This is a genomic window from Georgenia wangjunii (assembly GCF_036421975.1).
Lineage (GTDB): Bacteria > Actinomycetota > Actinomycetes > Actinomycetales > Actinomycetaceae > Georgenia_A > Georgenia_A wangjunii.
In genome coordinates this window covers 24431-41553 of the sequence record NZ_JAZGON010000012.1, presented here as the reverse complement: position 1 = coordinate 41553, position 17123 = coordinate 24431, and the positions used below count along the sequence as shown (strand labels likewise).

Below are 17123 nucleotides of genomic sequence, written 5' to 3'. Positions count from 1 at the left end.
GGCGGGGAGCCGCGGCGGGATGGGTACGATCGCACCCGTCACTTCCCGACCGTCCGAGGAGCCTCTCCGTGCCCGAGCAGCAGATCATCGATGGCGTCGAGCGCATCCTCGCCGACGGCACGACGGGCACCGAGCACTTCGCCGACCGGCGCGACGTCGTCGCCGTCCGCGTCGACGGGGAGCTGCGCGACCTCGCCACCGACCTCTCGGCGCTGCCCGCGGGTGCCGTCGTCGAGGCCGTGACGATCGACAGCCCCGACGGGCTCGCGATCCTGCGCCACTCGAGCGCCCACGTCCTCGCCCAGGCGGTCCAGCAGGTCAACCCCGACGCCAAGCTCGGGATCGGCCCGCCCATCACCGACGGCTTCTACTACGACTTCGACGTCGAGACCCCCTTCACGCCCGAGGACCTCAAGGCCCTCGAGAAGGCGATGCAGCGCATCATCAAGGAGGGCCAGACCTTCGTCCGCCGTGTCGTCACCGACGCCGAGGCGCGCGCCGAGCTCGCGGGCGAGCCGTACAAGCTCGAGCTCATCGGGCTCAAGGGCTCGGGGGAGGCCGACGGCGCCGCCGAGGGCGCGAGCGTCGAGGTCGGTGCCGGCGAGCTCACCATCTACGACAACGTCCGCCGCGGCGGCGAGGTCGCGTGGAAGGACCTGTGCCGCGGGCCGCACCTGCCGAGCACGCGGCTCATCGCCAACGGCTTCTCCCTCATGCGCTCGGCCGCCGCCTACTGGCGGGGCAGCGAGAAGAACCCCCAGCTCCAGCGCATCTACGGCACCGCCTGGCCGAGCAAGGACGAGCTGCGCGCCCACCTGGAGCGCCTCGCCGAGGCCGAGCGCCGCGACCACCGGCGCCTGGGCAGCGAGATGGACCTCTTCTCCTTCCCGGACGAGATCGGCTCGGGGCTCGCGGTCTTCCACCCCAAGGGCGGCATCATCCGCAACGAGATGGAGGAGTACTCGCGGCGCAAGCACATCGAGGCCGGCTACTCCTTCGTCAACACCCCCCACATCACGAAGTCGCGCCTGTACGAGCTCTCGGGCCACCTCGACTGGTACGCGGACGGCATGTACCCCCCGATGCAGCTCGACGCCGAGGTCGACGCGGAGGGCGTGGTCCGCAAGGCGGGGCAGGACTACTACCTCAAGCCGATGAACTGCCCGATGCACATCCTCATCTACCGCTCCCGCGGGCGCTCCTACCGCGAGCTGCCGCTACGGCTCTTCGAGTTCGGCACGGTCTACCGGTACGAGAAGTCCGGCGTCGTCCACGGCCTCACCCGTGCCCGCGGCTTCACGCAGGACGACGCGCACATCTTTGCCTCCCGCGAGCAGATGAAGGCCGAGATCGCGAGCGCCCTCAGCTTCGTCCTCGACCTCCTGCGGGACTACGGCCTCGACGACTTCTACCTCGAGCTCTCGACGAAGAACCCGGAGAAGTTCGTCGGCAGCGACGAGCTGTGGGAGGAGGCGACCGAGACACTGCGCTCCGTGGCCGTCGAATCCGGCCTCGAGCTCGTCTCCGACCCGGGCGGCGCCGCGTTCTACGGCCCCAAGATCTCGGTCCAGGCCAAGGACGCCATCGGGCGCACGTGGCAGATGTCGACCGTCCAGCTCGACCTCAACCTCCCCGAGCTCTTCGACCTCGAGTACGCGGCCTCGGACGGCTCCCGGCAGCGCCCGGTCATGATCCACCGCGCCCTCTTCGGCTCGATCGAGCGGTTCTTCGCCGTGCTGCTCGAGCACTACGCGGGTGCGTTCCCGGCGTGGCTCGCGCCCGTCCAGGTCCTCGCGGTGCCGGTGGCCGAGCCCTTCAACGACTACCTCGCCGACGTCGTCGCCCAGCTCCGCGCCCGGGGCGTGCGCGCCGAGCTCGACGACAGCGACGACCGCTTCAACAAGAAGATCCGCAACGCGACGAAGGACAAGGTGCCCTTCGTCCTCATCGCGGGCGGCGAGGACGCCGAGGCGGGCGCCGTCTCCTTCCGGTACCGCAGCGGCGAGCAGCGCAACGGCGTGCCCGTGGCTGAGGCGGTCGATACGATCCTCGCCTCGATCGCGGCGCGGGAGCAGGTGTAGCCAGGCGTGACGCAGCCCGACGACGGCTCCCCGGCTCCGCTCGCGCCCGAGCCGGCCGGCGCCCACCCCGGCGTGCCGGACGCGTTCGAACGCCTGTGGACGCCGCACCGCATGGTCTACGTGGGCGGGGAGAACAAGCCGACGGACCCGAGCGAGGCCCAGTGCCCGTTCTGCCGGGCGCCCGACGGTGACGACGGCACGAGCCTCATCGTCCACCGGGGCACCGCCGCGTACGTCGTGCTCAACCTCTACCCCTACAACCCCGGCCACGTCCTCGTGTGCCCCTACCGCCACGTGGCGGACTGGACGGACCTCACGCCCTCCGAGCGCGCGGAGATCGGGGAGCTGGCCGCGACGGCGATGCGGGTCATCCGAGCGGCCAGCGCACCCCACGGCTTCAACCTCGGGATGAACCAGGGGTCGGTGGCCGGGGCGGGGATCGCCGCGCACGTCCACCAGCACGTCGTCCCGCGCTGGGGCGGCGACGCAAACTTCCTCCCGATCATCGCCCAGACCAAGGCCCTGCCCGCCGTGCTCGACGACACCCGCCGCCTCCTCGCCGCCGCCTGGGCGGAGCAGACCGGCGCCGGTGCGGGGGAGCCGGGGTGCTGAGCACGTCCGGGCGGGGCTTCACCACCGCCGTGTTCGGACCCGTCGCGCGCCTCCTCGTCCGCGCCGGGGTCAGTCCCGACGCCGTGACGGTGGTCGGGACCGCCGCCGTCGTCGGCGTCGCCCTGTGGCTGATCCCGACCGGTCACTTCGTGGCCGCGTCGCTCGTCATCGGCGTCCTCGTCCTCGCCGACAGCATCGACGGCCAGATGGCCCGGATGCTCGGGCGTTCCTCCCGCTGGGGCGCGTTCCTCGACTCGACGCTCGACCGTGCCTCCGACGCGGCGATCTTCGCCGGACTCGTCGTGTGGGCGGCGCGGCGCGAGGACGACCTCGCCCTCGCGCTCGCCCTCGCGTGCCTCGTTCTCGGCAGCGTCGTCCCCTACGCGCGTGCCCGCGCCGAGGGCCTCGGCCTCACCGCGTCCGGCGGCATCGCCGAGCGTGCCGACCGGCTCTTCCTCGTCCTCGCCGCCGTTCTCGCCGTCGGGCTCGGCCTGCCCGCGTGGGTCCTGACCGCGGCCCTCGGCGTGCTCGCCGCGGCGAGCCTGTACACCGTGGGGCAGCGGATGGCGGCCGTCCGCCGCCAGACGCGTGAGGACGCCCCAGGAGCACTCCCGTGATCGACGGCGGGGCCCTCCTCGTCCGCGCCACCCGGATCGTCCCGCGCCTGCCCGCGCCGGTCTCCGCGGGGCTGTTCCGGACGGTGGCGGACCTCGCGTGGGCGCTGCGGATCGGGGGCGTGAGCCAGCTCGAGGCGAACCTCGCCCGCGTGCGGCCGGGCACCGGGCGCCGCACCCTGCGCCGGCTCACGCGGACCGGCATGCGCTCCTACATGCGCTACTACGAGGAGGCGCTGCGGCTGCCCTCCGTCAGCGCGGAGCAGCTCGCCCAGCGGGTGCGTGCGACGGGCGACGGCCCGCTCCGCGAGCAGCTCGCCACAGGCGGGAGCGTCGTCCTCGCCCTCGGCCACAACGGGAACTGGGACCTCGCCGGCGCGTGGGCCGAGAAGCACCTCGGCCACGTCGTCACGGTCGCCGAGCACCTCCAGCCCGAGGAGCTGTTCCAGAGCTTCCTCACGTTCCGCGAGGGACTGGGCATGACGATCATCCCCCTGGAGAAGGACGGGAACACGTTCCGCGACCTCCTCCGCCACGCGCGCTCGGGGCCCCGGATCATCCCGCTCCTCGCCGACCGCGACCTCTCCCGCAGTGGTGTCGAGGTCGAGGCGTTCGGCACGCCGATGCGCGTCGCCGCGGGCCCGGCCTCCCTCGCGCTCACCGCCCACGCCCCGCTCCACGTCGCGATGATCCGGCACGAGCGGCTCCGCGGTGCCCGGGCGCAGGCCGCCGGGAGCCGGTGGGGGATCGTCATCGACTTCAGCGCGGAGATCAGCGTGCCCGCCGGCGCGGCGAAGGCCGACGCCGTCCGGGCGATGAGCCAGGCGTGGGTCGACGTGCTCGCCGCGGGCATCGCCGAGCACCCGACCGACTGGCACATGCTCCAGAAGGTCTTCGTCGCCGACCTCGACCCCGAGCGGCTCGCACGGAGCCAGCAGGAGGCACCCTGATGCGCGTCGGGATCGTCTGCCCGTACTCCTTCGACTTCCCCGGCGGCGTCCAGTTCCACGTCCGGGACCTCGCCGAGCAGCTCATCCGCCTCGGCCACGAGGTGAGCGTCCTCGCCCCGGCCGAGGAGTCCACCCCGGTGCCCGACTACGTCGTCAGCGCCGGGCGGACCGTCGCCGTGCCCTACAACGGCTCGGTCGCCCGGCTCAGCTTCGGACCCGTCACCGCGGCCCGCACCCGGCGCTGGCTCGAGGACGGCTCGTTCGACGTCCTCCACCTCCATGAGCCGATCACCCCGAGCCTGTCGATGCTCGCGCTGTGGATCGCCGACGGGCCCATCGTCGGAACCTTCCACACGGCCATGAACCGCTCCCGCTCGCTCCAGGTCGCCTCGCCCCTCGTACGCCCGCTCCTCGAGAAGATCAGCGGACGGATCGCCGTCTCGGAGGAGGCGCGGCGCACCGTCGTCGAGCACCTGGGCGGGGACGCCGTCGTCGTGCCGAACGGGGTCTACACACGCACGTTCGCCGACGCGCCGCCGGCGCCGGCCTGGAGCGGCACAGACGAGCGCCCGACCGTCGCCTTCCTCGGCCGCCTCGACGAGGCGCGCAAGGGGCTGCCGATCCTCGTCGAGGCGATCCCGGCGGTGCTCGCGGCCGTTCCCGGGGCCCGCTTCCTCATCGCCGGCCGTGGCGACGTCGAGGAGCACCGCCTCGCCCTCGAGCGCTACGGCGACTCGGTCGCGTTCCTCGGGCCTGTCAGCGACGCCGAGAAGGAGTCTCTCCTCGCCTCCGTCGACGTCTACGTCGCCCCGCACACCGGCGGCGAGAGCTTCGGGATCGTTCTCGTCGAGGCGATGAGCGCCGGGGCGCACGTCGTCGCCAGCGACATCCCGGCGTTCCGGTCCGTGCTCGACGACGGGCGCCTCGGCACGCTCTTCCCCCGCGGGGACGCCGCGGCCCTCGCGACGACCCTCGCCGGCGTCCTCGCCGACCGCCACGGCACCGCCCTCCTGCGGCGGGCGGCCGGCACCGCCGTGCGCCGCTACGACTGGGAGGTCGTCACCGCCCAGGTGCTCGCCGTCTACGAGCTCGTCACGGCCGCCGCGCACTCCCAGGTCCGGGAGGACCCGCGCTCCCGCACGATGCTCGGGCGCCTGCGCGCCGTCATGGACGGCGACACGCGCACGGGAGGACGCTCATGAGCTGGGAGGGGTGGGCCCTCGTCGCCGTCCTCGTCCTCGTCGCCCTCGGCTGGCTCCTGTGGCTCCAGGCCTCGCGCGTCGACCGGCTCCACCGCAAGGTCCTGCGCTCGCGCACGACGCTCGAGGCGCAGCTGGCGCAGCGTGCGTCCGCGGCCCTCGAGCTCGCCACGTGCGGCGCGCTCGACCCCGTCGAGTCGGTCATCCTCGCCGACGTCGCGCAGCGGGCCGCCGCGAGCGCACCGGCCGGAGTCGTCCACGACGGCCTCGAGGGGGCGGCCGACGCAGGCGAGCCCGAGGAGCTCCTCGTCCCCGACGTCGACCGCGGGCTCGTCGAGAGCGAGCTGTCCCGGACCCTGCGCGCGGTGCTCGCCGAGCACCCGGCGGGCGAGGACCTCGTCGCGGACCCGCTCGCCACCGCTGCCCTCGACCGCCTCGAGGGAGCCTGGTACCGGCTCGAGCTCGCCCGCCGGTTCCACAACGCGCACGTGACGGAGGTGCGGCGGCTGCGCGCGCAGCCCATCGTGCGCCTCCTGCGCCTGGCCGGCCACGCCCCCATGCCCGTCGCCTTCGACATGGACGACGCCCGCCCGGCCCGCGTGCCCCGCACAGACCCCTAGTCTCTTCCCCATGTCTGGCTACACCCCGGGGCTGCGGCCCAGCGAGCCCTACCCGCCGTCGCGCACGGTCGGCGCCGCGCACGTCCATGCGGGGGCCACGCCACCCCCCTGGGGCCAGGGCGCCCCTCCGGGGACGGCAGGCCCGCGGTGGCCCGAGCCGGCGTCCCGCCGGGGGACGCCGGTCTGGGGCGTCCTCGCGGTCGTCCTCGTCGGCATCGTCACGCTCGTCTCGATCGGCCAGATCGCCGACATCACCGGGTCCGGCGCCGCCGTCGCCGGCGGCGTCGTCGCGCTCGTCCCCCTCGTCGTCGTCCTCCTCGGGATCCGGTGGGTCGACCGTTGGGAGCCCGAGCCGCGGCTGACCCTCCTCTTCGCGCTCCTGTGGGGAGCGGGCGTGGCCACGCTCGTCTCGCTCGTGCTCAACACCGCGGTCTCGATGGCCGTCTACGCCACCACCGGTGACGTGACGACGGCGGAGACCGTCGGTGCCGTCGTCTCCGCGCCGCTCGTCGAGGAGAGCGCGAAAGGACTCGGCGTCCTGCTCATCCTCCTCGCGCGCCGGCGCTACTTCGACGGCCCGGTGGACGGGATCGTCTACGCGGCCACCGTCGGCGCGGGCTTCGCGTTCGTCGAGAACATTCTCTACTTCGGGGAGTCGATCGAGACGCTGCCGGCGGTCTTCATCATGCGCGGCATCATGTCCCCGTTCGCGCACGTCATCTTCACGGCGGCGATCGGCGTCGCGCTGGGCCTCGCCTCCCGGTCCCGCTCACGCGCCGCGTGGGTGCTGGCGTTCCCGGCGGGGTGGTTCGTCGCCGTCGTCCTCCACGCGCTGTGGAACGGCAGCGCCGTGGCCGGGACGTTCTTCGCGCTGTACGGCCTCGTGCAGGTCCCGCTGTTCGTCGGCGTCGTCGTGCTCGTGCTGTGGCTGCGCCGGCAGGAGCGTGGTGTCATCGGCGCCCGCCTGGGCGAGTACGCGGCGGCCGGGTGGTTCGCGCCCCACGAGGTCGCGATGCTCACCTCGTTCCCGGCTCGGCGGCGGGCGCGGGCGTGGGCGTCCGGGCGCGGTGCCGGCGCGGCGATGACGCGCTTCCAGCGGGCCGCGACCGAGCTCGCGTTCGCGCGCCAGCGCGCGGCGACCGGGCGTGCCGACCTGCGGCAGGGAGCGGACGAGCGCGCCCTCCTCGAGCGCGTGACGGCGAGCCGGCACGAGTTCGCGGGAGCTGCTGCCCGCGGCTGACCACCCGGCCGCCACCACCGGCACCCGCCCGTCCGCGAGAAGGGCTCACGGGCCGCGCCGGGCAGCCGGTCGACGGGCGGACGCCTCGGTGCCTCGGGCAGCGGCGCGGTTACAGTGACCCCGCCCGACGTCCGCACCGACCAGCGAGGTCTTCCGTGTCAGAGCAGTCCCCCAGCACGTCCGTGGGCGCCACGTCCACGCCGCAGTCCGGCACCGCACGCGTCAAGCGCGGGATGGCGGAGATGCTCAAGGGCGGCGTCATCATGGACGTCGTCACCGCGGAGCAGGCGAAGATCGCGGAGGACGCGGGGGCCGTCGCCGTCATGGCCCTCGAGCGCGTGCCGGCCGACATCCGCGCCCAGGGCGGCGTGTCCCGGATGAGCGACCCCGACATGATCGACAGCATCATCTCCTCGGTCTCCATCCCGGTCATGGCCAAGGCCCGCATCGGGCACTTCGTCGAGGCGCAGGTCCTGCAGAGCCTCGGCGTGGACTACGTCGACGAGTCCGAGGTCCTCACGCCCGCCGACTACGCCAACCACATCGACAAGTGGCGCTTCACCGTCCCCTTCGTGTGCGGCGCGACCAATCTCGGCGAGGCCCTGCGCCGCATCACCGAGGGCGCGGCGATGATCCGCTCCAAGGGCGAGGCCGGCACCGGAGACGTCTCCAACGCCACGACGCACATGCGCACGATCCGCGCCGAGATCCGCCGCCTCACGACGCTTGCCGACGACGAGCTCTACGTCGCCGCCAAGGAGCTGCAGGCCCCGTACGAGCTCGTCGCCGAGGTGGCGCGTGCCGGGAAGCTCCCCGTCGTCCTCTTCACGGCCGGTGGGATCGCGACGCCTGCCGACGCCGCGATGATGATGCAGCTGGGCGCCGAGGGCGTCTTCGTCGGCTCCGGCATCTTCAAGGCCGGCAACCCGGCCGAGCGCGCCGCCGCCATCGTCAGGGCGACGACGTTCCACGACGACCCGGACGTCATCGCCAGCGTCTCGCGCGGGCTCGGCGAGGCCATGGTCGGCATCAACGTCGACGAGATCCCCGTCCCGCACCGGTTGGCCGAGCGCGGCTGGTGAGCCACGCAGGGACGCCCGGTAGCGACGCCGGCGGGACCGACCGGCCCGCCGGCTCGCTCAGCGGCGCACGCGAGGCAGCGGCGGGCGGGGACGGCGCGGGCGCGGACCTGCCCGACGTGGTCGACGCGTACGGCCTGGGTCCCGAGTGGACCCCGGGACCCGACGGCGTGCCGTTCCGCCGGGCGGCGCGCGTCATCGTGCTCGACGACGAGGACCGGGTCCTGCTCGTGCGGGGGCACGACGCCGGCGAGGCGACCCGGTCGTGGTGGTTCACGATCGGCGGCGGGCTCGCGCCGGGGGAGGGCACCCGCGCGGGGGCCGTGCGCGAGCTGCGCGAGGAGACCGGGCTCGTCATCGACCCCGCCCTGCTCGTCGGCCCGGTCCTGTCCCGCAGCGCGCTCTTCGACTTCGCCCGGGTGACGTGCCGCCAGGACGAGGAGTTCTTCCTCGCCCGCGCCGAGGTCACGCACGTCGACGACGCCGGCTGGACGGCGCTCGAGCGCGAGGTGCTCGACGAGATGCGCTGGTGGCACCTCGACGAGCTCGAGGCGGCGGTCGCCGGCGGCGCCGTCGTCTACCCCCGCTCGCTGCCCGAGCGCCTGCGGCGCCTGCTCGCCGGGTGGGACGGCCACACCCCGCACCTCGACGAGCACGACGTCTGATGCCGGCAGCGACCCGGCCCACGATCGGTGTCCTCGCGCTCCAGGGCGACGTGCGTGAGCACCTCGCCGCCCTCGAGGCCGGCGGCGCGCACGCCGTCACCGTCCGGCGCGGGGCCGAGCTCGCCGCCGTCGACGGGCTCGTCCTGCCGGGCGGGGAGTCGACGACGATCGACAAGCTGCTCCACGCCTTCGAGCTCGCCGGGCCTCTGCGGCAGCGGATCGAGGAGGGCCTGCCCGTCTACGGCTCGTGCGCGGGCATGATCCTCCTCGCCGACCGCGTCCTCGACGCGCCCACCGACCAGCGCACGCTCGGCGGCATCGACATGACGGTGCGGCGCAACGCGTTCGGGCGCCAGGTCGACTCCTTCGAGGAGGACCTGCCCGCCCCCGACCTCGCCGCCGGCGACGCGCCGCTGCGCGCCGTCTACATCCGCGCCCCCTGGGTCGAGGACACCGGCCCGGACGTCGCGGTGCTCGCGCGTGTGGGATCCGGACCGGCCGCCGGTAGGATCGTTGCGGTTCGGCAGGGCGTCCTGCTGGCGACCGCCTTCCACCCCGAGATCGGTGGGGATGCGCGTGTGCACGCGCACTTCGTCGAGATCGTCCGCGGGGCTGCGGGGGCGTGAGCCTGCGGCGGGTCGGTCCCTGCCCTGGTACTACCGAAGCGAGGAGCGCACATGTCGGGCCACTCCAAGTGGGCAACCACCAAGCACAAGAAGGCCGGGATCGACGCCAAGCGGGGCAAGCTCTTCGCGCGGCTCATCAAGAACATCGAGGTGGCCGCGCGCACGGGCGGCGGTGACTTCGCCGGGAACCCGACCCTCGTCGACGCGGTCCAGAAGGCGAAGAAGTCCTCGGTCCCGGCGGACAACATCGACCGCGCGGTCAAGCGCGGCTCCGGTGCGGAGGCCGGCGGCGCCGACTACCAGACGATCATGTACGAGGGCTACGCCCCCGGTGGCGTCGCCGTCCTCGTCGAGTGCCTGACGGACAACCGCAACCGCGCCGCCTCCGACGTGCGCGTCGCCTTCACCCGCAACGGCGGCAACCTCGCCGACCCGGGGTCGGTCAGCTACCTGTTCAACCGCCGTGGCGTCGTCGTCGTCCCCAAGAGCGACGGCCTCACCGAGGACGACCTGCTCGCCGCCGTCCTCGACGCGGGCGCGGAGGAGGTCAACGACCTCGGCGAGTCCTTCGAGGTGCTCTCGGAGGCGACCGACGTCGTCGCCGTCCGCACCGCGCTGCAGGAGGCCGGGCTCGACTACGACTCCGCCGAGGCGCAGTTCGTCCCGTCGATGGAGGTCGAGGTCGACGTCGACGGCGCACGGAAGGTCCTGCGCCTCATCGACGCGCTCGACGACTGCGACGACGTCCAGAACGTCTTCGCGAACTTCGACGCCTCCGACGAGGTCATGGCGGCGCTCGACGCGGAGGACTGAGCCCTCGCCGCCCGCCTCGGGGTGTCGCTCACCCCGGGCGTGGGCGGGCCCTGACACAGTGGGGGAGTGCGCGTCCTCGGAGTTGACCCCGGCCTGACCCGGTGCGGGCTCGGCGTCGTCGACTCCGCGGCCGACCGGACCCTCTCGGCCGCCGCGGTCGGCGTGCTGCGGACCGCGCCGGACCTCGCGCCCGCGCTGCGGCTCCTCGCGATCGCCGAGGGCATCGAGGCGTGGATCGCCGAGCACCGCCCCGACGTCGTCGCCGTCGAGCGCGTCTTCGCCCAGCAGAACGTCCGCTCGGTCACCGGGACGTCGCAGGTGGCGGGCATCGCGATGCTCGCGGCTGCGCGCGTGGGCATCCCGGTGGCGCTCCACACGCCGAGCGAGGTCAAGGCGGCCGTCACCGGCTCCGGGCGCGCCGAGAAGGCCCAGGTCCAGGAGATGGTGCGGCGGATCCTGCGGCTGAGCGAGGCGCCGCGCCCCGCGGACGCCGCGGACGCGCTCGCCCTGGCGGTCTGCCACGTGTGGCGGGGTGGCCGGCCGGGCCTGGCGCCACGGCCGACGGCGTCCGGCGTGGCGGTCGTGCCGGACGGCCCCGCGTCGCTCACCGCGGCGCAGCGGCTGTGGGCGGAGGCCGAGCGCGCGGCGCGCCGACCCACGACGCTCGCGCGGAGACGCTAACCTCGACGGTCGTACAGATGTTCGCCCCCTGTGGGCCCGAGCGCGGGAGTACCCAGTGATCGCCACCGTCCGAGGCACGGTCGAGGCCGTAGGGCTGGACTCCGCCGTCGTCGAGGTCGGCGGCGTCGGCCTGCTCCTCCACGCCACGCCCGCCACCCTCGCCGCGCTGACGGTCGGCCGCGAGGCGCGCCTGGCCACGGCGCTCGTCGTGCGGGAGGAGTCCCTCACGCTCTACGGCTTCGCCGACGACGACGAGCGGTCCGTCTTCGAGACGGTCCAGACCGTCTCCGGCGTCGGTCCCCGCCTGGCGCTGGCCATGCTCGCCGTCCACCACCCGGACGGCCTGCGCCGCGCCGTCGCCGGGGAGGACCTCGCCGCGCTCATGCGGGTCCCGGGCATCGGTCGCAAGGGCGCCCAGCGGATCGTGCTCGAGCTCGGGGACAAGCTCGGGCCCCCGCGCGGGCAGGACCGGGCGCCTGCGCCGGCGCCCGCCGACGGCGAGATGCCCGACGTCGTCGACGCGCTCGTCTCGCTCGGCTGGTCGGAGAAGGTCGCCGCGGAGACGGTCTCCGGCGTGCTCTCGGCCGACGACGCCCCCTCGGACGTCGCGGCGGTCCTGCGTGCCTCGCTCCAGCGCCTGGGCGGGCACGGGCGTGGCTGAGGAGCGCGACTTCCTCTCGGCCGCCGCCGACGACGTCGAGCGTGCGGCCGAGGCGGCGCTGCGCCCGCGGCGCCTCGCCGAGTTCATCGGGCAGCGGGTCGTGCGCGACCAGCTCTCGCTCGTCCTCGACGCGGCCAACGCGCGCGGCACGACGCCGGACCACGTCCTGCTCTCCGGCCCGCCGGGCCTCGGCAAGACGACGCTGGCGATGATCATCGCGAACGAGGTCGAGGGCTCGCTGCGCCTCACGTCCGGCCCCGCGATCCAGCACGCCGGGGACCTCGCCGCCATCCTCTCCTCCATCCAGGAGAAGGACGTCCTCTTCATCGACGAGATCCACCGCCTCGCGCGCCCCGTCGAGGAGATGCTCTACCTCGCGATGGAGGACTACCGGGTCGACGTCGTCGTGGGGAAGGGGCCGGGGGCCACGGCCATCCCGCTCACGCTGCCGCCGTTCACCGTCGTCGGCGCGACGACCCGCGCCGGGCTCCTGCCCGCCCCGCTCCGGGACCGCTTCGGGTTCACGGGGCACCTCGAGTTCTACTCGCCGGCCGAGCTCGAGCAGGTGCTCCACCGCAGTGCCGGCCTCCTCGGCGCGCCGCTCGGCGCCGACGCCGCGAGCGAGCTCGCCGCGCGCTCCCGGGGGACACCGCGCATCGCCAACCGGCTCCTTCGGCGCGTCCAGGACTGGGCCCAGGTGCGCGGAACCGGCGAGCTCGACCTGCGCGCCGCGCACGGGGCGCTCGACGTCTTCGAGGTCGACCGGCTCGGCCTCGACCGCCTCGACCGCGCGGTCCTGCGCGCGCTGTGCGAGCGCTTCGGGGGGGGACCGGTGGGCCTGACGACGCTCGCCGTCACCGTGGGGGAGGAGCCGGAGACCGTCGAGACGGTGGCCGAGCCCTTCCTCGTGCGCGAGGGGCTCATGGCCCGCACGCCGCGCGGGCGGATCGCGACGCCAGCCGCGTACGCGCACCTCGGCCTCGCCCGCCCGGACGACGGTGCCCTGTGGCAGTAGGAGGCCCGACCGGCGCGGTGTTCCCCGCCACGGCGAGCGTCACCTAGACTCGGCGAGGTTTCTGTCGTCGTCGAGGGGTTGTGCTTTCCGTGGAGTTCTTCATCATCATCGCCCTGTTCGTCGGCATGATGTGGCTCATGGGCCGGGGTGGGCGCAAGGCCCAGCAGGCCGCCGCCGAGTTCCGCGCCAACCTCGAGGTGGGCCAGAACGTCATGACGATGGGCGGTTTCTACGGACGCATCGTCGACATCGACGGCGACGCGATCACCCTCGAGTCGACCCCCGGCGTCGAGACCATCTGGCGCCGCGCCTCGATCCAGATGCTCGCCGACCCGCCCTTCGCCGTCGTCGAGGACGAGGACGGCGCGGGCACGGACGAGGGCGCCCACGCCCTGACCGACGGCCTCGAGGTGCCCGACGACGCGTCCGCGCTCTCGGACGCACCGGCGCCGTACGCCGGCGCCGGTCACACCGACGCGCCGACGACGACCGTCGCCGACGGCGACGCCGTCGTCATCGAGCGCCCCGAGGACGACGAGCCGCGCAACCCGAAGATCTAGCCGGACCGCCTGGTCCATGTCTGTCACGCCGCGCGTGACCCGTTCGAGAGAAGACGTCGTTGGCGCAACAGTCAGGCCGCCCTCCAGCGAGGCCTAGGCCCGTACGAACCCTGGTCCTCCTCTTCGTGGCGATCGCCGCGATCTTCGGGTCGGTCGCCACCGGGACGCAGGTGTCCGACGAGGCCTCGTTCGCCCCGCAGCTCGCCCTCGACCTCGAGGGCGGGACCCAGCTCGTGCTGACCCCGCGGCTCGACGACGGCGCCGACGCCACCGACGAGATCACGCCCGAGGACCTCAACCAGGCCATCGCGATCATCCGCCAGCGCGTCGACGCCTCCGGCGTCGCCGAGGCCGAGATCACCCGGCAGGGCTCCGGCAACATCGTCGTCGCCCTCCCGGGCGAGCCGAGCGAGGAGACGCTCGACCTCGTCCGGCGCTCCGCGCAGCTCCGGTTCCGGCCGGTGCTCATGATCACCGCCCCCACCCCGATCGACCCGGACCAGGCCGCGCTCGCCGAGGGGGAGGCTCCCGACGAGGCGCTCACCGACGGCGAGACCGCAACCGACGCCGCCACGGACGCCGTGGCCACGGACGCCGCCACCGACGAGTCCGCCACGGACGCGGTGAGCGACGCCGCCACGGACGGCGCCACGCCGGACGCCCCGGCCACCGCGCCCCCGGCGCGCGAGGACATCGAGGCCGCCGCGATGACGGCGGCGGACGTGGACGGCGACGGCGAGCTCTCCTCCGAGCCTGCCACCGCCCCGACGTCGAACAGCGACGTCGCGTGGGTGACAGAGCAGCTGACGTACGACATGTACGCGCTCGACTGCACGGACCCGGCGAACCTCACCGGCGGTGCGGCGCACGACCCGCTGACTCCCGTCATCGCGTGCGGCGAGGACGGCACGGCGAAGTACGTCCTCGGCCCCGCCGACGTCGAGGGCACCCACGTCGACAGCGCGAACTCCGGGCTGCGGACGACGAGCACCGGCGCGACGACGAACGAGTGGGTCGTCAACATCGAGTTCGGCAGCGAGGGATCGGACCTCTTCCGTGAGACGAGCCAGCGGCTCGTGTCCCTCGCGCCGCCCCAGAACCAGTTCGGCATCGTGCTCGACGGTCTCGTCATCTCCGCGCCCTCGATGAACTCCGTCATCCCGGACGGCCAGGCGCAGATCAGCGGCACCTTCGACCGCGAGAGCGCCTCGACGCTCGCGAACCAGTTGAACTTCGGCTCGCTGCCCCTCAACTTCGAGGTCCAGAGCGAGGAGCAGATCTCCGCGACGCTGGGCAGCGAGCACCTGCGCAACGGCCTCATCGCCGGCCTCATCGGCCTCGTGCTCGTCGGTGCCTACCTCGTGTGGCAGTACCGCGGCCTCGCCGCGGTCGCCGTCGCCAGCCTCGTCCTCGCCGCCGTCCTCACGTACGGCGTCATCGTCCTGCTCTCCTGGCTCCAGGGCTACCGGCTCTCGCTGGCCGGCGTCGCGGGCCTCATCGTCGCCGTCGGCATCACCGCGGACTCGTTCATCCTCTTCTTCGAGCGGATGCGGGACGAGATCCGCGAGGGCCGCACGATCGCCTCCGCCGTCGACGAGGGCTGGGTCCGCGCCCGCCGCACGATCCTCATCTCCGACGTCGTCACGCTCCTCGCCGCCGTCGTCCTCTACTTCCTCGCGGTCGGCGGGGTGCGCGGCTTCGCGTTCACCCTCGGCCTGACGACCCTCATCGACATCGTCGTCGTCTTCTGGTTCACGCACCCGGCCATGCAGGTCCTCATCCGCACCCGGTTCTTCAGCGAGGGGCACCCGATGTCCGGCCTCAACGCGGAGCGCCTCGGTGTCGACGAGGCGACGGCGCGCGGGCACGGCCGGCCGCGCCCGCCGCAGCGGAGCGGGCCCGTGCCGCGCACGGGCGCCACGGCGGCTCCTGCGCCGGAGGGTCCGCGGATGACCATCGCCGAGCGCCGCGCGGCGCAGCAGCGCGAGCAGGAGGCCGCCGCCGCGGCGGCCGAGAGCGTCAACACGAGTGCGGGGGACGAGCGCTGATGTCCAAGCTGGCCACCATGGGCAACGACCTCCACACGGGGCGCCGTTCCTTCCCGATCGTCCAGCGCGGGAAGACCTGGCTCGCCGTCGGCGGGACGCTCGTCCTCATCTCGCTGCTCCTCCTCGCCTTCAAGGGCCTCAACGCCGGCATCGAGTTCCGCGGCGGGTCGCAGTTCACGATCACCGGCACCTCGACGCTCGAGCAGCAGCCCGCCCACGACGTCCTCAACGAGGTCGGGGCGGACCAGGCGGCGCGCATCTCGACGGTCGGCGACGAGGCGCTGCGCATCCAGACCGAGGAGCTGACGACCGAGCAGACCTCCGAGGTCCGCGCCGGGCTCGCCGAGACCTACGACGTGCCGGTCGCCGACGTCGCGTCGACGTTCATCGGCCCCTCGTGGGGCGAGGACATCACGCGGCAGGCGCTCCAGGGCCTCGGCATCTTCATCCTCCTCGTCTCGGTCGTCCTCTCCGCGTACTTCCGGAGCTGGAAGATGGCGGCGGCGGCGATGATCGCGCTCCTCAACGACCTCGTCCTCACCGTCGGCGTGTACGCGCTCATCGGGTGGGAGGTCACGCCCGCGACCGTCATCGGCCTGCTGACGATCCTCGGGTACTCGCTGTACGACACGGTCGTCGTCTTCGACAAGATCCGGGAGAACTCGACCGGCCTCCTCGAGCAGGAGGAGCGCACCTACAGCGAGGCCGCCAACCTCGCCGTCAACCAGACGCTCATCCGCTCGGTCAACACGTCGATGACCTCGCTCCTGCCCGTCGGCTCGATCCTCTTCGTCGGCGCCCTGCTCCTCGGCGCCGGCACCCTGCGCGACATCGCCCTCGCGCTCTTCGTCGGCATGCTCGTCTCGACGCTCTCGTCGATCTTCATCGCCGCGCCCGTCCAGGCCGCCCTCCACGAGCGGGAGGACACCATCAAGGAGCACACCGCCCGGGTCCTCGACAAGCGTCGGGCGCGCGCGGAGCGGGCAGCGGCGACCAGCGAGCGGGCGAGCGCCGGCGCGGAGCACGGCACGCAGCCGGCCCCCCCGGTCACCGGCGAGGCGGTCGTCGCGGGCCACCACCGGGGCAACGTGGCACAGCCCCGACGTAAGAAGGGACGACGATGACGACCTCCTCCAGCGAGCTCGCGGAGCTACTGCGCTCCCACGTGCGCGAGGTGCCGGACTTCCCGGAGCCCGGCGTCCTCTTCCGGGACATCACGCCGCTCCTCGCCGACGGCCCTGCGTTCGGCGCGCTCATCGATGCGCTCGCCGAGCGCTACCGCGGGCGCATCGACGCGGTGGCCGGCCTCGAGTCCCGCGGGTTCATCCTCGCCGCGCCCCTCGCGCACGCCCTCGGCGTCGGCATGATCACCGTCCGCAAGGCCGGGCGGCTGCCCGGCCCGGTCATCGGCGTCGACTACTCCCTCGAGTACGGCACCGCCCGACTCGAGCTGCGGGCCGAGACCGTCGCGGAGGGCTCGCGCGTGCTCGTCATCGACGACGTCCTCGCCACGGGCGGGACGGCGGCGGCTGCGATCGAGCTCATCGAGGGCAGCGGCGGGACCGTCGCCGCCCTGTCGATGCTGCTCGAGCTCGTCGCCCTCGGTGGCCGCTCGCGCATCGAGGGCTACGAGGTGGACAGCATCCTCAGCTACTGAGC

At 73.7% G+C, this 17123-nt stretch carries 18 protein-coding genes; all 18 read left to right on the top strand.

Features of this window, described 5'->3' with window-relative positions; genetic code table 11:
• Nucleotides 1-68 precede the first annotated feature (68 nt).
• The gene (gene thrS, locus V2J63_RS14505; RefSeq protein ID WP_331231703.1) at nucleotides 69-2081 is read left to right on the top strand and encodes a threonine--tRNA ligase; all 2013 of its coding nucleotides are present in this window, start codon (nucleotides 69-71) and stop codon (nucleotides 2079-2081) included.
• A 6-nt stretch (nucleotides 2082-2087) separates the two neighbouring features.
• On the top strand, nucleotides 2088-2693 hold the full coding sequence (locus tag V2J63_RS14500) for an HIT family protein (RefSeq protein WP_331231702.1): 606 nt from the start codon (nucleotides 2088-2090) through the stop codon (nucleotides 2691-2693).
• Nucleotides 2687-3310 carry a phosphatidylinositol phosphate synthase gene (gene pgsA / locus V2J63_RS14495; RefSeq protein WP_434056342.1) on the top strand — a complete coding sequence of 208 codons (624 nt, stop codon included), beginning with the start codon at nucleotides 2687-2689 and terminating at the stop codon, nucleotides 3308-3310. Before V2J63_RS14500 ends, pgsA begins: the two co-directional genes overlap by 7 nt.
• Nucleotides 3307-4257, top strand: a complete 951-nt coding sequence (locus V2J63_RS14490; protein WP_331231701.1) for a phosphatidylinositol mannoside acyltransferase — start codon at nucleotides 3307-3309, stop codon at nucleotides 4255-4257. The genes pgsA and V2J63_RS14490 overlap by 4 nt, the downstream gene beginning before the upstream one ends.
• Nucleotides 4257-5459, top strand: a complete 1203-nt coding sequence (locus V2J63_RS14485) for a glycosyltransferase family 4 protein (RefSeq protein ID WP_331231700.1) — start codon at nucleotides 4257-4259, stop codon at nucleotides 5457-5459. The genes V2J63_RS14490 and V2J63_RS14485 overlap by 1 nt, the downstream gene beginning before the upstream one ends.
• Nucleotides 5456-6076 (top strand): hypothetical protein, encoded by a 621-nt coding sequence (locus V2J63_RS14480; protein ID WP_331231699.1) that lies wholly within the window; start codon nucleotides 5456-5458, stop codon nucleotides 6074-6076. The genes V2J63_RS14485 and V2J63_RS14480 overlap by 4 nt, the downstream gene beginning before the upstream one ends.
• A 10-nt stretch (nucleotides 6077-6086) precedes the next feature.
• The gene (locus V2J63_RS14475) at nucleotides 6087-7316 is read left to right on the top strand and encodes a PrsW family intramembrane metalloprotease (protein ID WP_331231698.1); all 1230 of its coding nucleotides are present in this window, start codon (nucleotides 6087-6089) and stop codon (nucleotides 7314-7316) included.
• Nucleotides 7317-7471: 155 nt separating this feature from the next.
• Nucleotides 7472-8398 carry a pyridoxal 5'-phosphate synthase lyase subunit PdxS gene (gene pdxS, locus V2J63_RS14470; protein WP_331231697.1) on the top strand — a complete coding sequence of 309 codons (927 nt, stop codon included), beginning with the start codon at nucleotides 7472-7474 and terminating at the stop codon, nucleotides 8396-8398.
• Nucleotides 8395-9060 (top strand): NUDIX hydrolase, encoded by a 666-nt coding sequence (locus tag V2J63_RS14465; protein ID WP_331231696.1) that lies wholly within the window; start codon nucleotides 8395-8397, stop codon nucleotides 9058-9060. Before pdxS ends, V2J63_RS14465 begins: the two co-directional genes overlap by 4 nt.
• Complete coding sequence (gene pdxT, locus V2J63_RS14460) at nucleotides 9060-9686, top strand: pyridoxal 5'-phosphate synthase glutaminase subunit PdxT (protein ID WP_331231695.1); 627 nt, start codon at nucleotides 9060-9062, stop codon at nucleotides 9684-9686. The genes V2J63_RS14465 and pdxT overlap by 1 nt, the downstream gene beginning before the upstream one ends.
• Before the next feature lie 51 nt (nucleotides 9687-9737).
• Nucleotides 9738-10499, top strand: coding sequence for a YebC/PmpR family DNA-binding transcriptional regulator (locus V2J63_RS14455; protein ID WP_331231694.1), 762 nt, complete (start codon nucleotides 9738-9740; stop codon nucleotides 10497-10499).
• Between the two features lie 66 nt (nucleotides 10500-10565).
• The gene (gene ruvC, locus V2J63_RS14450; protein WP_331231693.1) at nucleotides 10566-11180 is read left to right on the top strand and encodes a crossover junction endodeoxyribonuclease RuvC; all 615 of its coding nucleotides are present in this window, start codon (nucleotides 10566-10568) and stop codon (nucleotides 11178-11180) included.
• A gap of 55 nt (nucleotides 11181-11235) precedes the next feature.
• Nucleotides 11236-11841 (top strand): Holliday junction branch migration protein RuvA, encoded by a 606-nt coding sequence (ruvA, locus tag V2J63_RS14445; protein ID WP_331231692.1) that lies wholly within the window; start codon nucleotides 11236-11238, stop codon nucleotides 11839-11841.
• Nucleotides 11834-12856, top strand: a complete 1023-nt coding sequence (gene ruvB, locus V2J63_RS14440; protein ID WP_331231691.1) for a Holliday junction branch migration DNA helicase RuvB — start codon at nucleotides 11834-11836, stop codon at nucleotides 12854-12856. Before ruvA ends, ruvB begins: the two co-directional genes overlap by 8 nt.
• Before the next feature lie 89 nt (nucleotides 12857-12945).
• Nucleotides 12946-13416 carry a preprotein translocase subunit YajC gene (yajC, locus tag V2J63_RS14435; protein ID WP_331231690.1) on the top strand — a complete coding sequence of 157 codons (471 nt, stop codon included), beginning with the start codon at nucleotides 12946-12948 and terminating at the stop codon, nucleotides 13414-13416.
• 125 nt (nucleotides 13417-13541) lie between these two features.
• Nucleotides 13542-15464, top strand: coding sequence for a protein translocase subunit SecD (secD, locus tag V2J63_RS14430; protein WP_331231689.1), 1923 nt, complete (start codon nucleotides 13542-13544; stop codon nucleotides 15462-15464).
• Nucleotides 15464-16588, top strand: a complete 1125-nt coding sequence (secF, locus tag V2J63_RS14425) for a protein translocase subunit SecF (protein ID WP_331231688.1) — start codon at nucleotides 15464-15466, stop codon at nucleotides 16586-16588. Before secD ends, secF begins: the two co-directional genes overlap by 1 nt.
• Nucleotides 16585-17121, top strand: coding sequence for an adenine phosphoribosyltransferase (locus V2J63_RS14420; protein ID WP_331231687.1), 537 nt, complete (start codon nucleotides 16585-16587; stop codon nucleotides 17119-17121). The genes secF and V2J63_RS14420 overlap by 4 nt, the downstream gene beginning before the upstream one ends.
• Nucleotides 17122-17123: the final 2 nt, after the last annotated feature.